A 16662-nucleotide genomic window follows, 5' to 3' on the forward strand; every position below is an offset into this window, starting at 1 on the left:
GGCCTTGCGGGCCGCACGACGATTCCGGGGTTGGGCCTCCCTGCTGCCTCCGTGGCCGAACTCCTTGCGGAGCACCCCGGCACGGGCGATGGCGGCAGGTGTGAATTCGCCGGTGCGTCCGGCGTGGACGGTCCATCGGCCCATGACGGGCACGACGAAGCCGCGCACTATACCTGGCGGGGGCCGCTGGCGCAATGCGCCGGGCGGTTCACTCGGCGGGCAGCGCCTGCAGCGGCGCCTCGTCGTCGAGCCTGGCCGCGAAGTGGCCGCCGGGCGCGGTCGCGGCGGCCGGCAGCGGCCAGCGTTTGTAGGCGCCGGCCAGGACATAGCCGGAGAGACTGGGGAACAGCGGCAGGGTGCGGCCGTCGGCGCCGACGAAGCTCAGGTCGCTGAGCCTGGCGTGGGCGCTGCCGCGGTTGTGCACCACCAGCTCCGGCCCGCGCGCGCCTGCGCTCAGGTGGGCGCTGAGGCGCGGCGCGGCTGCCGGGTCCGCCGGGCTCAGGAACACCGGGGTCGAATAGCGCAGCAGCAAGGGTGGGGCCGGCGTGGCGGGTGCCGGTGCGGCCGGGTCGGCTGGGGCGGGACGTTCCTCCAGCACCAGGCGGTAGGCGCTTTCGTCGGCGCTGGCCGGTCTGGGACGCACCAGCCGCAGCAGTTGCCGCCCCTGCGCCGGGATGTCGATCGATTGCGGGCTGGTGCGGACCTCGTCGGTGCTCTCCAGGTCGTCCATCCCGTCGGTCTGCCGCCACCGGTACACCTGGACCTGGGCCTGCCAGGGGCGGTCCTGGGTGTTGCTCAGCCAGATCTCGGTGCTGGTCTCGCCCGGGGCCAGTTGCACCAGGGTCGGGCTGATCCGCACCCCGGCCGCGTCGGCACTGCCGGCAAGCGCCAGCAGCAGCGCCGGCAGCAGGCGCGCGCGCATGCGGCGGGCGCCGCCCACTAGAACGCGACCGTGGCGTAGCGCGCCGGGATGCCCAGCGTGGCGCCGGCCGCGGGCAGGCTCAAGGCCAGGGCGGTGGCGGCGTCGTGCGCGGGCATGCCGTCGATGCTGACCTGGTAGGCCAGCGGGCGGTTGCAGGCGACCGTCGGCAGCGCCCCGGGCTGCGCACGCGCCGCCGCGCCGATTTCGCAACTGCGCTCGATGCGGATGCCGATCCGCAGCATGGCGGCGCCGCTACCGGCCCCTGGTTGCGCCGCCGCGTCGACGCCGGCCACGCACAGGCTCGCCAACAACAGCGGTCGCAGGAACGGCACGGTCATCAAGCGGGACTCCCAGGAGGACACAGCCAATAGCGGCCCGCCCCCCCGGCAACTTGACCGGCGCCACGGCGCCGTTCAGGCCTCAGTAGGTGACGGTGACCTTGACCACGTCGCTGTAGCTGCCCGGGGCCGGAGTCTGCTGGGCCGGCACCCGACCATGCAGGGTCAGCGACTGTGCGATGCCGGTCCCGATGCCGGTCAGGGTATCCGTATTCAGGGTGCTTCCCCAGCGCTGGGTGCGTGCGGCGTCGCGGTACAGCTCGTAGGTCAGGTACTGGCCGCTGGCGCTGCGCATGCGTCGCACGTTGCCGCTGGCGTTCTGGCCGTTGTCCAGGCTCACCTGCCAGGCGGTGCGTGCGCGGCAGTTCATGCTGAGCGTGGTGGTGTAGTTCAGCGCATTGTCGATCAGGCCCGATTGGGTACCGAAATCCAGGTCGGCGATGCTGGCGATGGTGCAGGTCGGCGCGGCGGTGGCGCTGGCCACGAACGGGAACTGCACCGAGGTGCCGCCGCCCTTGCCGCCGGTGGTGCAGGAGGCAGGAATCACCGCGGGGTTGCCGATCAATGGCTCGTCGTAGCGGTACTGCAGGTTGGTGTACACGCCGCTGAAGCTGTTCTGGTAGGTCCCGGTGGCGATGCCGCTCTGCAGCGGGACGCGCGCATAGATGGTGTAGGTGGCGGTGCCGGTGCCGCCGGTCGCCAGCGACGCGTAGGTCAGGTCCACCTGCAGTGGCGTGGAGCCGCTCAGGGCGCTGCCCCAGATCAGGCTGCGCGCGCTGTCGCGGTAGAGCTGGAAGCCCAGGATGTCGTTGAGCGGGTTGAGCATGCGCCGCGGGGTGATGCCGAAGCCGGCGCCCTGCGTGCCCTCGCCGATGTTCAGGCACATGCGCACGTAGATCGTGCCCAGCACGCTGATCGCGCCGGTCTGGCAGGTCACCAGGATCTGCGCGGTGGTGTCGGTGGCGGCGGTGTCGGAGAGGGTGCCGAAGCTCGCCGCTGTCGCCTGCGCAGTACAGGTGGTGGTGGCCGCGGCGCGCTGCGGCAGCAGCGCCACGGCCGCCAGCAGCAGCGCCGTCAGCGCCAGCGGCCAGGCACGCGCGCTCATGGCGTCGTCTCCGGCATGCAGCGCAGCGGGCCCAGCCGGGTGGGCGGCGCCTGGGTCGGGCGCTCGATCCGCAGCCGGCAACGGCGTCCTTGCATGTCTACCTCCAGGTCGTTGCGGCCGGGCGCGAGCCCTTCCACATAGGCCTGGCCATCGTAGCCCACCACCGTGTCGACGCCCGGTCCGCGCACCCGGCTGCCGACCGGCAGCGGGAGGTCGGCGGCGTCGTGCAGTTGCACCAGCACACCGTCGCTGCGGCGGATCGGGAACGCCACCACCACCCCGGTGCGGTCGCGCGGTACCACGATCTGGTCGACCTGCTCCGGCCGCAACTCGGGCGGCAGGCGCATCGGGTCGATCGACAGGCGGTTGTGCTGCCAGGCCAGCAGCGGCGTGACCAGCAGGAAGCCGCGCGCGTCGGTGCGGCCGATCGGCCGGTTCTCCAGCAGCACCGGCACGTCGGCGACACCGCCGGTGGAGACCAGGGCGAAGGCCTGGTCGAGGTCGCGGCCGCGGAACCAGCCGCCGCCGATCCAGGCCAGGCCGCCCGAGGCTTCGGCATAGCCGTAGGTCTGGCCGCCGGCGCTGGCGATGCCGCCGGCGTAGCGGGCGCTGGCGCCGCGCCAGCTGGCTTCGGCCAGGCCGCCGCCGCCGTCCTGCCCACCGCGCGCCTGCAGCCGCCAGCCGCTGCCGCCGTCGGCGGCTGCCGCCTGGCTGAGGTCCGCCGTCGCACTGGTGCGCGCGCCGATGCGCTGCATCGCCACGCCTGCCTGGCGGCGGCCGTCCAGGGCGATCGACCAGCCCAGGTACACGCTGCGGTCGCTGGCCTGATCCAGATTCTGGTTGACGCTCAGGTTCAAGGACGATTGCCGCGGCAGGGTCCGGGTCCAGAACAGGCTGGCGTAGCGCTGGTCGCCGCTGTCGGGGTAGGCCAGGCGCACATAGCTCAGGGCGATGTTGCCGACCCCGTCCCAAGTGCTGCCGAACAGGGCGCGTTCGCTGACCCGCGGCGGCGCGGCGCCGTAGCGCGCGGCCACGTCGCGGTAGCCGGCCTGCGCGCGCTGGGTGTCCATGGCCAGGTTGAAGCGGCCGTTGTTCCAGCGGTAGCTCAGCGCGTACTGCAGGCCGTCCTGGCCGGCAGCGCCGCCGTGCGCCAGCGAGGCGCCGAACACGCCGGCGCGCGGCAGCAGCCACAGGCCGCCGACCCCGGCATTGCGCACGCCGGCCCCGGCCTCGGCGTGGGCCTCGGCCGTGAAGCGCGGGCCGAGGCCGCGCCGCCAGCTGGCGCTGCCGACGGTGTCGCCGGCATAGGCGAAATCGGCGACGCCGTACTCCTCACGTACCCGGCCCAGCGCCAGCGACCAGTCGGTCAGCCCGCTGGCCAGCAAGTCCTGGGTCGCATAGAACGGAAAGGCCAGCGAGCGGGTGCGACCGTAGGCGTCGGTGATCACCACCTGGGCATTGCCGGCGCCGTCCACGCCTGGCGCGGCGGACAGCTGGAACGGCCCGGCCGGCAACTGCGCGCCGTACTGGCGGATGCCATTGACGTACAGGTCCACGCTGGACGGCACCGCCACCTCGCCGAGGAACTCCGGCAAGGGGGTGATCGCGCGATACGGCTGCAGGCCGAAGTCGCTGCCCACCCGGACGCCGCCCAGGCGCACGGTGCGGCTCCAACTGGTGCTGCTGCTGAAGGTGTCGCCCAGCACCACGCTGGTCATGCGCTCGGGCAGCGACCATTGCCATTGCGTATCCAGGCGGATCGCCTGGGCACGCCAGTCGCGTTGCGGCTCGCGGTACAGGCGGCCGACGAAGGACTGCCGCAGCAGGCCCGCGCCCAGGCCGAACACGCGCAGTTCGCCGCTGGCGGTGAGATTGCTGGCGCCGCCCTGGCGGCTGGCGTAGAGGTCGTAGTCGAGCAGGGCGCCTGGGGAACTGGTCGCCGGCAGCGACGGCATGCCGCCGCGCGCGTCGATCCGGGTGGTGGCGACGTCCAGCAGCGCCACCGGTGCGTCGATCGTCACTTGCTGCAGGCTGGCGTCGTAGCGGAAGCGCACGCCGTCCAGGTCGCCCAGGGCGATCGCCGCGCTGGCGTCGCCGCCGTCCACGCGCAGGCCGAGCTGGCGCAGGGTGGCGGCACTGGCGCGCAGTTGCTCGCCGTCGCGCTGGAACTGGAACAGGCCGGGCTGGCGGGTCTGGTTCAGGGTGACCTCCAGGTACAGGGTCTCCTGCGACGGCGCCGCGACCTGGGGCTGGGGCAGGACCTGCGGCTGGGCGACGGCGAGCGCGGCAGTGCCGGCCCACAGCGCGAGCAGCAGTTCAAGGCGCCGCGGTGTCCACAACCAGCGACTGTGCGCGTGGCTCGCCATTGATCCTTGCCTCGAACGTTCCCTGTGTCTGCAGCAGCGCCGCCGGCAGCGGCCAGCGCTTGCGCTGGCCAGGCAGCACGTAGCCGGCCAGGCCTTCGGCGATCGCGGTGCGCCGGCCGTCGCCAGCGACGAACTGCAGGTCCACCAGTTGCGCGTGGCCGTTGCCCTGGTTTGCCACTTCCAGCGCCGCGGCGGCGCCGTCGCGGACCAGTCGCGCGCGCAGCGTCGGCGCGGTGGCGACGGCGGGCTGCAGGAACACCGGCACCGAATAGCGCAGCACGAACTGCAACCCGGCGCTGGCGCCGCTGGCGGGATCCTGGCTGGGCAACTCGTCGACCAGGATGCGGTAGGCGTCCTCGCCGGCGCCGGGTGCCGGATCCAGGCGGATCACGCGGACCAGCTGCCGCGAGTGCGGCGCCAGTTCCAGCATCGGCGGGCTGAGCGCGATGCGGTCGCTGGGGTCGAGCACATCCTCGCCATCGCGCTGCTGCCAGCGGAACACGCGCACCTGCGCGCGCAGCGGCACGTCGCCGCTGTTGCTCAGCCACAGGCCCTGCGCGGTCTCCTCGGCACGCAGCGATACCGAGGTCGGCGCCACCTGCAGACTCGCGGCGACAGCCGCGCCGGCCGCCGCCAGCCACAGCGCGGCGAGCGCCGGCAGGCGCAGGAAGGAAGGCAGTCGCGAACGCATGCAGGCGGCTCCGGTTACCAGGTGACGGTGGCGGTGACCACGTCGCTGTACGAACCGGCAGGGTAGTTGGTGCTGGCGACCTGGCCGTAGACGGTGATCGGTTGCACTGCACCATTGCCCGTGCCGGCCTGGGTGTCGGTGCCGATGGTCGAGCCCCAGTTCTGGGTGCGCGCGGCGTTGCGGTACAGCGCGTACGGCACGCGTGCGGTATTGCTGGCGTCGGCGCTGCCCATGGTGCGGGTGGTGACCGTAGCGCCGGAGCCGGAACCGGCATTGAGCGCGATGTTGTACGGCGTGCCGGAGGTGCAGCGCACGTTCAAGGTGCCGGTGCTGTTGATCGAGGTCTGTGTGGAATTGACGCTGCCGAAATCGACGTCGGTGGGCGCGGTCTGGATGTCGCAGACGCTGGTGATCTGGATCTTGACGTTGAAGGTGCGCGAGTCGGACTGGGCCCAGGCCAGGCCGGTCCCGGCGGCGAACAGCACGAGGAAGGCGAGAACGCGGTGGAAGAGGTACATGGCAGGGTTTCTTCGGAAATGGCGGACAACCGCCGGTGCCGCTGCCAGTGCAAAATGCGGGCCAGTTCACACTATCTTGGATCGCCATCCAGCTTTCACATGAGATGACCACCACGCCGCGCCGCGTTCATCACGGTGAAGGCGGGGATGGTCACGGAAGCGTGCCAAAAAGCCGCCGAGCCGCCCGGCGCGTTCAGCCAGGGCCGGGATGAGCGATAATGACGGCCATGACCGTCAATCTGAAAACTCCGCAGGACATCGAGAAGATGCGCGTGGCCGGCCGCCTGGCCGCCGAGGTACTGGACCTGATTGGCCCGTACGTGAAGCCCGGCGTCACCACCGCCGAGCTGGACCGCATTTGCCACGACCACATCGTCAAGGTGCAGGGGGCGGTGCCGGCCAACGTCGGCTACCGCGGCTTCCCGAAGACCGTGTGCACGTCGGTGAACAACGTCATCTGCCACGGCATCCCCAGTGAGAGCAAGGTCCTGAAGGACGGCGACATCGTCAACATCGACGTCACCGTGATCAAGGACGGCTGGCACGGCGACACCAGCCGCATGTACTGCGCGGGTACCCCCTCGGTGATGGCGCGGCGCCTGATCGAGGCCACCTACGAGGCGATGTGGCGCGGCATCCGCGCGGTGAAGCCGGGCGCCACGCTCGGCGACGTCGGCCATGCCATCCAGCAGTATGCCGAGAGCGAGCGCTTCAGCGTGGTGCGCGAGTACTGCGGCCACGGCATCGGCAAGGTCTACCACGACGAACCGCAGGTGCTGCACTACGGCCGGCCAGGCGACGGCCTGGTACTGAAGCCGGGCATGACCTTCACCATCGAGCCGATGATCAACGAGGGCACGCGCTACACCCGCGTGCTGCCGGACGGCTGGACCGTGGTGACCAAGGACCGCAAGCTGTCCGCGCAATGGGAGCACATGGTCGCCGTCACCGACGATGGGGTGGAAGTCCTGACCCTGTCGCCGGGCGGCCTCGGCGAGCCGTGAGCCTGCTGCCGGCCGGTGCCGATGCCGGCATGCCCGGCGCCGGTGTCGACGACGCCGGCTGGGCGGCCGCGGTCCGGCAACTGCTGGCGCAGACCGATGCGCGGCTGAGCAAGCGCTTCGACCAGGGCGACGATATCGACCGCCTGCTGGCGCTGCGCGCCCGCGCCCTGGACCAGTTGATCCGCCATGCCTGGAGCCGCTGCGTGCCGCGCGAGGCCGGGCTGGCCCTGTTTGCGGTCGGCGGCTATGGCCGTGGCGAACTGTTCCCGCGCTCGGACATCGACCTGCTCGTGTTCGGCGAGCTCGACCCGGCGCACGAAGCGGCGCTGGCGCGGCTGTTCCCGCTGCTGTGGGATGCCGGCGTGCCGGTGAGCCATGCGGTGCGCTCGGCCGCGCAGTGCACCGCGGCCTGCGCCGACCAGACCGTGCTGACCGCCTTGATCGAGGCGCGCCCGCTGCAGGCCGACGCCACGGCCAAGGCGGCGCTGGCGGCGGCCATTGCCCCGCAGCGGGTGTGGCCGCCGCGCGAATTCTTCATGGCCAAGCGCGAGGAGTTGCAGGCCCGCCACCAGCGCTTCGGCGACACCGCCGACAACCTGGAGCCGGACATCAAGGACGGCCCCGGCGGCCTGCGCGACCTGCACACGCTCGGCTGGATGGCGCTGCGCGCGTTCGGCGTGCGCGACCTGGAGCCGCTGATCGGGCTGGGCCACGTCGGCGGCGACGAAGCCGCGGCGCTGCGCCGCGAGCGTCGCGAACTGGCGCGCTTGCGCTACGGACTGCACCTGGTCGCCAACCGCCCGGAAGAGCGCTTGCGCTTCGATTACCAGAAGGCGCTGGCGCAGCGCCTGGGCTTCTCCGACGACCCCGAGAGCCTGGGCGTGGAGAAGATGATGCAGCGCTTCTACCGCAGCGCAGCCATCGTGCGCCGGCTCAGCGACCGCCTGCTGCAACGCTTCGAGGAACAGTTCGACGGCGAGGCGCAGCCGCAGCCGCTGCACGGCGGCTTCTCGCTGCGCCGCGGCTACCTGGCCGCCGACGACGAGCGCTGGCCGCAGGCCGACCCGGTGCAGGTGTTCGCGTTGTTCGCCACCTGGGCCGCGCACGGCGAGATCCGCGGCCTGCATTCGCTGACCGCGCGCGCGCTGGCCGAGGCGCTGCCGCACCTGCCGGCCTACGCCGACGCCACGATCACCGCGCGCGAGCGCTTCCTGGCGCTGCTGCGCGGCCCGCGCGCGGTGCAGACGCTGACCCGCATGGCGCGGCTGGGCGTGCTCGGGCAGTGGATCCCGGCGTTCGCGCAGGTGTCCGGGCGCATGCAGTTCGACCTGTTCCATGTGTACACGGTCGACCAGCACACGCTGATGGTGCTGAAGAACATGGCGGTGTTCGCCAACGCGCGCGCCGACGAGCGCTTCTCGATCGCGCATGAAGTGTGGCCGCGGCTGCGCAAGCCGGAACTGCTGCTGCTGGCCGGCCTGTTCCACGACATCGCCAAGGGCCGCGGCGGCGACCATTCGGAACTGGGCGCGGTGGATGCGCGCGCGTTCTGCGCCGCGCATGCGCTCAGCGCCGCCGACACCGACCTGGTCGCCTGGCTGGTCGAGCAGCACCTGCGCATGTCGGTGACCGCGCAGAAGCAGGACATCGCCGATCCGGAGGTGATCCATCGCTTCGCCAGCCTGGTCGGCGACCGCGAGCGGCTGGACTACCTGTACCTGCTGACCTGCGCCGACATCGCCGGCACCAGCCCCAAGCTGTGGAACGCCTGGAAGGACCGGCTGCTGGCCGACCTGTACTTCGCTGCGCGCCGCGCCCTGCGCGAAGGCCTGGAGCACCCGTTGCCGGTGGCCGAGCGCCTGCAGGAAGCACGCGAGGCCACGCGCGCGCTGATGCACATCCAGGGCCACGACGACGTCACCATCGACCGCCAGTTCGCCGGCATGCCGGACGAGAGCTTCCTGCGCTTCCGTCCCGAGCAACTGGCCTGGCAGGCGACCTCGCTGATGGAGGTGGAACTGGGCGGCACCCTGGTCAAGGTGCGCCCAGTCACGCCCGACGATGCGGCGCTGGAAGTGTTCGTGTACTCGCCGGACCGAGACGGCCTGTTCGCCGCGATCGTGATGACCCTGGACCGGCTCGGCTACGGCATCCATCGCGCGCGGGTGCTCGACGCCCCGCACAACGCGATTTTCGACACCTTCGAAGTGATGCCCGCCGATGCCTTCGCCAGCGGCGACCTGGCACAGTTGCAGGCGGGGCTGCGCGAGGCGCTGGCCGGCGACCTGGCGCGCCTGCGCCCGGCGCGACGGGTGGTGCCACGCCAGCTGCGGCATTTCCGCTTCGCGCCGCGCATCGAGTTCCGCGAGAGCCTCGACGGCCGCCTGACCCGGCTCGGTCTGGTCGCGCCGGACCGCCCGGGACTGCTGGCGGACGTGGCCCAGGTGCTGCGCCGGCACCACCTGCGCGTGCACGACGCGCGCATCGCCACCTTCGGCGAGCGCGCCGAGGATCTGTTCCACATCACCGACGAGCACAACCTGCCGTTGCCCGAGGCCGCCCGCCAGGCGCTGCAGGCGGCGCTGCAGGCATGCCTGGACCCCGATACCCCGCCTGGAGACCCCCGCTGATGGCCACCAAGAAGCCTGCCGCCAAGAAGTCCGCTGCCAAGCCGGCGGCGCCCGAGAAGACGGCCCCGAAGAAGACCGCCAAGCCCGCCGCCGCCAAGCCGGCGACGCCCACCGCGGCAGCCAAGCCGGCCAAGCCCGCGCCGAAGCCGCTGCGCGCCAAGCCGGTCGCCGTGCCCAGCGCCGACGAACTGAAGTTCACCATCGACAGCGCCTTCGAGCGCCGCGCCACGCTGACCCTGGACGAGATCGAGGGATCCACCCGGCCGGTGGTCAACCGCGTCATCGACGGCCTGGAAAGCGGCGAGTTCCGCGTCGCCGAGCCGGACGGGCACGGCGGCTGGAAGGTCAACGAGTGGCTGAAGAAGGCGGTGCTGCTGTACTTCCGGGTCAACGAGATGGCCGTGGTGGAAGCGCAGCCGGCGCCGTTCTGGGACAAGGTGGAGGCGCGCTTCGCCGGCTATCACGAAGCCGAGTTCCGCAAGGCCGGGGTGCGCGTGGTGCCGGGCGCGGTGGCGCGTCGCGGCAGCTACTTCGGCAAGGACGTGGTGCTGATGCCGAGCTTCACCAACATCGGCGCGCACGTCGGCGAGGGCACCATGGTCGACACCTGGGCCACGGTCGGCTCCTGCGCGCAGATCGGCAAGCACTGCCACCTGTCCGGCGGCGCCGGCATCGGCGGCGTGCTCGAACCGCTGCAGGCCAGCCCCACCATCATCGAGGACCACTGCTTCATCGGTGCGCGCTCGGAGGTGGTGGAGGGCGTGGTGGTCGGCCATCACAGCGTGATCGGCATGGGCGTGTTCCTGGGCCAGAGCACGCGCATCTACAACCGCGCCACCGGCGAGATCTCCTACGGTTACGTGCCGCCGTACAGCGTGGTGGTGTCCGGGCAGTTGCCGTCCAAGGACGGTTCGCACTCGCTGTACTGCGCGGTGATCGTCAAGCAGGTCGACGCCAAGACCCGCAGCAAGACCAGCGTCAACGATCTGCTGCGCGGGCTGGCCGACTGAGGATGGTGGGACCGGGCTCAGCCCGGTCTCGCTTTGGTGTGCTGCTTCCTCAATTGACGCTACATAGCCTTGAGCTCAAGGCAACAGCAAGGGCTTTCGCCTTGCGGCGAGTTACTTTTCTTTGCTTGTGCAAAGAAAAGTAACCAAAAGAAAGCACACCCTGCCTACGCGCCCTCCGCGCTGCGCGCTCCGGGTTCGCGGATGCACCGGGGATCCGCGGAAGGGGCATCCTGCCCCTGCCGCGGACGGCGCACATCCATGTGCGCCGCCCTTCGGGTGTTTCCCCGGTCCATCCGCCGCTGCGGAAGGGAACCCGGTAGATCAAAAGCAAGCGCAACGGCGGAAAAGCACATTGTGGCTTTCGTTGTCATCGGCACGCTGGGGTGCCGAACCCCCCGCGAATCCAAGGCCAGTGCGCCATCTGCGGGTAGCCCGGGCACACCATAGGGTCGTCGCACGGTGCAACGCGTGTGCCTCGCAGGACCCGCGATCTCGCGGCCAGGGCAGGGTGCACACCCAGCGTACATCGGTGGCGGGATACGCTGCCACACGCAGGTCCGGGCGCTTTTTGCGGCGGTGCGCATTGGACTAGATGCCCGGCGCAGAGCGTCTTCGGGCGCGGCCGCTGCGACGACAGGAGACACTGGTGCGAAAGATGAAATGGGCTTGCTGGATGACGGCAGCGTTCGCCTTGTCAGGGTGCGGCCGTGAGGGCGCGCCGGCACCGACGGCGCCTAAGGATGGCGACACGCCAGCGGCGGCGGCCGCTGCGCCAAATCCCGCTTCGTCCGCGACACCTGCGCCTGCGCAAGCGCCTGCAACGACGGCGCAGAGCGCCAGCGCCGCAGGCGAGCCGCTGTCCTGTGCCGACGAGATCGGCGCCGACGCCGCGGCGGCGCGCGTGGACACCTGCCGCGCGGTGTCGCCGGCCACGCATCCGCCCTGCAATGCCGCCAATAGCTGCGCGATGATCGACGACGAGATCGCCCGCAGTTGCGCGCTGCTCGGCCGCGACGGACCGACCACGGCCGGCTGCGGCCCGGCCGCCGACAGCCCGCAGGCGGCGGCCGACGTGGTGCGGCGCTATTACGCGGCGATCAACGCGCGCGACTACGCCACGGCCTGGCAGCAGTGGGGCGAGGACGGGCGCCCGGGGCAGTCCTACGCCGCGTTCAAGGCCGGCTTCGCGCAGACGCGCGCGGTGAAGGCGACGATCGGCACGCTGGGCCGCAGCGACGGCGCCGCCGGCTCGGTGTATCAACCAGTCCCGGTCACCGTGGAGGCGACGCTGGCCGACGGCACGCGGCAACGCTTCCGCGGCGACTACGTGCTGCGCCGGGTCAACGGCGTCGATGGCGCCTCGGCGGCGCAACTGCACTGGCGAATCGACTCGGCCAAGCTCCAGGAAGTGTCGGCTCAGTGAGGCATGACGGCTTCTTCTTGCGCCGGGAGGCCGATGGCGCGCGCGGCGGGTAAGATCACGCGCGCTGCGGCCTGTCGATGACGGAGTGCCCGGTTCGTCTCCTGATGGCATCGCCCGCCGAAAGGCGGTGCGCGGCGCCTTGGGCGGCGATCTGTCCGGGGCCGACCGACCCTCACCCCAACCCCTCTCCCGGTGGGAGAGGGGCTTTATTCGCTTGAAGGGATGTTTCGATGACGACGTTGTACGGATTGAAGAACTGCGACACCTGCAAGAAGGCGACGAAGTGGCTGGATCGCTTCGGCGTGGCTTACACTTTCGTCGATTACCGCGAGCACAAGCCGACCCCGGAGACCCTGCTGGAGTGGGCCGGCCAGGCCGGCGGGTTCGACGCGCTGGTCAACAAGTCCTCCACCACCTGGCGGCAGTTGCCCGACAACAAGAAGACACCCGGCTCCGATGCCGAGTGGAAGCTGCTGCTGCGCGAATATCCGCAACTGATCCGCCGCCCGGTGGTGGTGACCGACGACGGCAAGCTCAGCCAGGGCTTCTCCGACAACGGCTTCAAGCAGCGGTTCGGGGTGGCGTGACCGTCCGCCCGTACCGGGCCGAGGACTGGGCCCGCCTGCGCGCCATCCACGACGCCGCGCGCCTGGAGGAATTGCAGGCGGCGGGGCTGGTGGAGGCGTTTCTGCCGCTGCCGATCGCGGCCGAGCGCGAAGGCCTGTTCGACTACCGCGTGCAGGTCGCCGAGTGCGATGGCCAGGTGCTCGGCTTCGTCGCCGACGATGGCGAGGAACTGGCTTGGCTGTACGTGGATCCGGCCGCGCGCCGGCGCGGCGTCGGCCAGGCGCTGGTGGCCGCGGTGCAGGACGCCAGTCCGGCCGGCCTGACCCTGGAATTGCTGGAGGGCAATGCCGCGGCGCTGGCGTTCTATCGCGCCTGTGGCTTCGTCGAAACCGGCCTGCAACGTGGGCGCATGCCTGGCAACGAGGCTTTCGCGGTGCGCGTGCAGTGCATGCGCTGGCCGGGCGTGGCGCCGTAGCGAAGCCGCGACCACGCCGCGCGCCTGCCAGGCGACACTGGCCGGCGCTTCGAATCCGACAGCACCGCTCGTACACTGCGTTGCCGGCGCGGCCCGCACGCGACGCTGCCGCTGGCGATCCGCATCGCGTCTCTCTCGTGTCTTCCAACGGTGTCCTTGCATGTCCGATGTCCTTGAACTCGCCTGCGACCTGATCGCCCGCCCGTCGGTCACCCCCGACGATGCCGGCTGCCAGGAGTTGATCGCGCAGCGGCTGCAGCGCGCCGGTTTCGCCATCGAGCGGCTGCGCTGCGGCGAGGTCGATAACCTGTGGGCCACCCATCGCGGCGGCGACGGTCCGGTGCTGGCGCTGCTCGGGCATACCGACGTGGTGCCGCCGGGGCCGCGCGAGGCCTGGAGCAGCGATCCGTTCGCGCCGCAGGTCCGCGATGGCGTGCTGTACGGGCGCGGCGCTGCCGACATGAAGGGCAGCGTGGCCGCCTTCGTTGTCGCTGCCGAGCGGTTCGTGGCCGCGCAGCCGCAGCACCCGGGCACGCTGGCGCTGCTGCTGACCAGCGACGAGGAAGGCGATGCGATCGACGGCGTGCGCCATGTGGCGCGCGTGTTCGCCGAGCGTGGCGAGCGCATCGACTGGTGCATCACCGGCGAACCCTCGTCCACCGAGCGGCTCGGCGACCTGCTGCGGGTCGGCCGCCGCGGCAGCCTCTCCGGTGCGCTCAGCGTGCGCGGCGTGCAGGGGCACGTGGCCTATCCGCACAAGGCGCGCAACCCGATCCACCTGGCCGCGCCGGCGCTGGCCGAGCTGGTCGCGCGGCACTGGGACGACGGCTACGAGAGCTTCCCGCCGACCAGTCTGCAACTCTCCAACATCCATGCCGGTACCGGTGCCAACAACGTAATCCCCGGCGAACTGCAGGTCGCCTTCAACCTGCGATACACCCCGCACTGGGATGCGCCGCGGCTGGAAGCGGAGATCGCCGCGCTGTTCGAACGCCATGGCCTGGACTACGCGCTGCGCTGGCACCGCAGCGGCGAACCGTTCTACACCCCCGAAGGCACGCTGCGCCGGGTGGCGCGCGAGGTGCTGGGCGAGGTCGCCGGCGCGCCGCCGGAGGAGAGCACCGGCGGCGGCACCTCCGATGCGCGCTTCATCGCGCCACTGGGCGCGCAGTGCATCGAGGTGGGCCCGGTCAACGCCAGCATCCACCAGGTCGACGAGCACGTGCGCGTGGCCGACCTGGAGGCGCTGCCGGGCCTGTACCTGCGCCTGATCGAACGGTTGCTGCGGTAACAGTTGCGCCGGCGCGCGTGCCGGGTTACGGTCGTCCCATGACCTCGCTGTCCGTCCTCCGCTCGAGCAACGCCAACGGCCGCAATAATGCGCTGGCGAATAATCGTGCGCGGCCGATGCGGGTCTGCGACTAGGCGCTACCAGAAACACCACGCCCAGGCACCAGAAAACCCGCATCGGCCGATGCGGGTTTTTTTGTGCCTGGGTGTTCCCCTCCGCAACCACCACCCCACGATCAGGAGCTTTCCCATGTGTTCGATCTTCGGCATCTTCGGCCTGCAACCGGGCGACGACCTGCAGGCGCTGCGTCGGCAGGCGCTGGACTGCTCGCAGCGGCAGCGCCACCGCGGCCCGGACTGGAGCGGCGTGTATGTCGACGACGGCGCGATCCTGGTCCACGAGCGCCTGGCCATCGTCGACCCGGCCGGCGGCTCGCAGCCGCTGCTCTCCGACGACGGACAACTGGCGCTGGCGGTCAACGGCGAGATCTACAACCATCGCGAACTGAAGAAGCAACTCGCCCAGCCGTATGCCTTCCAGACCGGCTCGGACTGCGAGGTGATCAACGCGCTGTATCGCGAAACCACGCCGGATGCGCTGCTGAACCGCCTCAACGGCATCTTCGCTTTCGCGCTGTGGGACAAGGCCGCCGGCCGCGTGCTGATCGCGCGCGATCCGATGGGCGTGTGCCCGCTGTACTGGGGTCATGACGCGCAGGGCCGGCTGCGCGTGGCCTCGGAGATGAAGTCGCTGGCCGACAGCTGCGCCGACGTCGCCCAGTTTCCGCCGGGCCACTACTACGACAGCGCCAGCGGCGCATTGGTGCAGTACTACCGCAAGCCGTGGCGCGACTACGCGGCGGTGCAGGGCGTGGAGGTCAGCAAGCAGGAACTGCGCGAAGCCTTCGAGCGCGCCGTGCATCGCCAGCTGATGACCGACGTGCCGTACGGCGTGCTGCTCTCCGGTGGGCTGGATTCGTCGCTGGTGGCGGCGGTGGCGGCGCGCTTCGCGCGCAAGCGCATCGAGGAGAACGACGAGGCCGAGGCCTGGTGGCCGCGCCTGCACTCGTTCGCGATCGGCCTGAAGGGGTCGCCGGACCTGGCCGCCGCGGCGATCGCCGCCGAGGCGCTGGGCACCGTGCACCACGGGTTCGAATACACCTTCGAGGAAGGCCTGGACGCGCTGCCGGAAGTGATCCGGCACATCGAGACCTACGACGTCACCACCATCCGCGCCTCCACGCCGATGTTCCTGCTGGCGCGGCGGATCAAGGCGATGGGGGTGAAGATGGTGCTCTCCGGCGAAGGCAGCGACGAGATCTTCGGCGGCTACCTGTACTTCCACAAGGCGCCGAACGCGCGCGAATTCCACGAAGAATTGATCCGCAAGCTCGACGCGCTGTACAACTACGACTGCCTGCGCGCCAACAAGTCGATGATGGCCTGGGGCGTGGAGCCGCGCGTGCCGTTCCTGGACGTGGAGTTCCTGGACGTGGCCATGCGCATGGACGCCCAGTACAAGATGGCCGGCACCCGCGCCGACGGCAGCAAGCGCATCGAGAAGGCGGTGCTGCGCGAAGCCTTCGAGGGCTACCTGCCCGAGTCGATCCTGTGGCGGCAGAAGGAGCAGTTCAGCGACGGCGTCGGCTACGGCTGGATCGATGGGCTGAAGGCGCATGCCGAGGCGCAGGTGAGCGACCGCGAATTGGCCGCAGCCGACAAGCGCTTCCCGGTGAACCCGCCGCAGACCAAGGAAGCCTATTACTACCGCAGCCTGTTCGAGCGCGTGTTCCCGACCCCGGCCGCCGCCGAGACCGTGCCTGGCGGCAAGTCGATCGCCTGCTCCTCGCCGGCGGCGATCGCCTGGGACGCCAGCTTCGCGGCAATGGCCGATCCCTCCGGCCGCGCGGTGGCCGGGGTGCACGCGCAGGCGCTGGGATGACCGCTGCCAGCCTGCTGGCGATCGCCGGCGGGGTGCTGACGCTGGGTGCGATCAGCCCAGGTGCGAGCTTTTTGCGGGTAGCGCGGCTGGCGGCCGCACGTTCGCGCGCTTCCGGGTTCGCCGCGGCACTGGGCACGTTCAGTGCGGTGCTGATGAGCGGATTGGGCCCGCGCCTGCTGTGGCGGGCGGGGGAGCGACGCCATGCCGGGTGCGAAGAAGGCGCGGTGCGCAGGGGCGGGTAGGCGCAGAGTCGCGCGCGCGCCGCTGCAGCCGGAGCGAGCGGGAAGCCTGCCGCGGGCAGCGGCGTCGGTCTGGGGAGTGTCGCGCGACGACCGACGTGCGCGCAGCAGGGGCGACGAAGTCGTCGCCCCAATGTCTGCC

General features: G+C 71.1%; 15 protein-coding genes. 9 read left to right on the plus strand and 6 right to left on the minus strand.

Features of this window, described 5'->3' with window-relative positions; translation table 11 throughout:
* Positions 1–208: 208 nt before the first annotated feature.
* The 6 genes from J7357_RS01240 to J7357_RS01265 all read right to left on the minus strand — a co-directional run bounded on the left by J7357_RS01240 (position 209) and on the right by J7357_RS01265 (position 5940).
* The gene (locus J7357_RS01240; RefSeq protein WP_209244280.1) at positions 209–922 is read right to left on the minus strand and encodes a fimbria/pilus periplasmic chaperone; all 714 of its coding nucleotides are present in this window, start codon (positions 920–922) and stop codon (positions 209–211) included.
* Between the two features lie 17 nt (positions 923–939).
* Positions 940–1260 (minus strand): hypothetical protein, encoded by a 321-nt coding sequence (locus J7357_RS01245; protein ID WP_209244281.1) that lies wholly within the window; start codon positions 1258–1260, stop codon positions 940–942.
* Positions 1261–1342: 82 nt separating this feature from the next.
* On the minus strand, positions 1343–2365 hold the full coding sequence (locus tag J7357_RS01250; RefSeq protein WP_209244282.1) for a spore coat U domain-containing protein: 1023 nt from the start codon (positions 2363–2365) through the stop codon (positions 1343–1345).
* Positions 2362–4731: a fimbria/pilus outer membrane usher protein gene (locus J7357_RS01255; protein ID WP_209244283.1), complete on the minus strand. Its 2370-nt coding sequence runs from the start codon at positions 4729–4731 to the stop codon at positions 2362–2364. The genes J7357_RS01250 and J7357_RS01255 overlap by 4 nt, the downstream gene beginning before the upstream one ends.
* A complete protein-coding gene (locus tag J7357_RS01260; RefSeq protein ID WP_209244284.1) occupies positions 4682–5422 on the minus strand; it encodes a molecular chaperone in 741 nt (246 codons plus the stop codon). Before J7357_RS01260 ends, J7357_RS01255 begins: the two co-directional genes overlap by 50 nt.
* 14 nt (positions 5423–5436) lie before the next feature.
* Positions 5437–5940 (minus strand): spore coat U domain-containing protein, encoded by a 504-nt coding sequence (locus J7357_RS01265; RefSeq protein WP_209244285.1) that lies wholly within the window; start codon positions 5938–5940, stop codon positions 5437–5439.
* Positions 5941–6167: 227 nt separating this feature from the next.
* Here J7357_RS01265 and map point away from each other — a divergent pair, with 227 nt between their 5' ends.
* The 9 genes from map (at position 6168) to J7357_RS01310 (ending at position 16523) form a co-directional block, all read left to right on the plus strand.
* Entirely contained in the window at positions 6168–6944 is a 777-nt protein-coding gene (gene map / locus J7357_RS01270; RefSeq protein WP_244667219.1) for a type I methionyl aminopeptidase, read from the plus strand.
* Positions 6945–6973: 29 nt separating this feature from the next.
* Complete coding sequence (locus J7357_RS01275; protein ID WP_209244872.1) at positions 6974–9574, plus strand: [protein-PII] uridylyltransferase; 2601 nt, start codon at positions 6974–6976, stop codon at positions 9572–9574.
* Positions 9574–10584, plus strand: coding sequence for a 2,3,4,5-tetrahydropyridine-2,6-dicarboxylate N-succinyltransferase (gene dapD / locus J7357_RS01280; protein WP_019802465.1), 1011 nt, complete (start codon positions 9574–9576; stop codon positions 10582–10584). The genes J7357_RS01275 and dapD overlap by 1 nt, the downstream gene beginning before the upstream one ends.
* A 901-nt stretch (positions 10585–11485) precedes the next feature.
* Complete coding sequence (locus J7357_RS01285; protein WP_343237380.1) at positions 11486–12007, plus strand: hypothetical protein; 522 nt, start codon at positions 11486–11488, stop codon at positions 12005–12007.
* A 230-nt stretch (positions 12008–12237) separates the two neighbouring features.
* The gene (locus J7357_RS01290) at positions 12238–12594 is read left to right on the plus strand and encodes an arsenate reductase (protein WP_010344024.1); all 357 of its coding nucleotides are present in this window, start codon (positions 12238–12240) and stop codon (positions 12592–12594) included.
* On the plus strand, positions 12591–13049 hold the full coding sequence (locus J7357_RS01295; protein WP_209244288.1) for a GNAT family N-acetyltransferase: 459 nt from the start codon (positions 12591–12593) through the stop codon (positions 13047–13049). The genes J7357_RS01290 and J7357_RS01295 overlap by 4 nt, the downstream gene beginning before the upstream one ends.
* Positions 13050–13209: 160 nt before the next feature.
* A complete protein-coding gene (gene dapE, locus J7357_RS01300) occupies positions 13210–14340 on the plus strand; it encodes a succinyl-diaminopimelate desuccinylase (RefSeq protein ID WP_209244290.1) in 1131 nt (376 codons plus the stop codon).
* Between the two features lie 249 nt (positions 14341–14589).
* Entirely contained in the window at positions 14590–16281 is a 1692-nt protein-coding gene (asnB, locus tag J7357_RS01305; protein ID WP_209244291.1) for an asparagine synthase B, read from the plus strand.
* Positions 16278–16523 carry a hypothetical protein gene (locus tag J7357_RS01310; RefSeq protein ID WP_209244292.1) on the plus strand — a complete coding sequence of 82 codons (246 nt, stop codon included), beginning with the start codon at positions 16278–16280 and terminating at the stop codon, positions 16521–16523. Before asnB ends, J7357_RS01310 begins: the two co-directional genes overlap by 4 nt.
* The last annotated feature ends 139 nt before the right edge of the window (positions 16524–16662 follow it).

The organism is Xanthomonas sp. D-109 (assembly GCF_017746095.1).
GTDB lineage: Bacteria > Pseudomonadota > Gammaproteobacteria > Xanthomonadales > Xanthomonadaceae > Xanthomonas_A > Xanthomonas_A sacchari.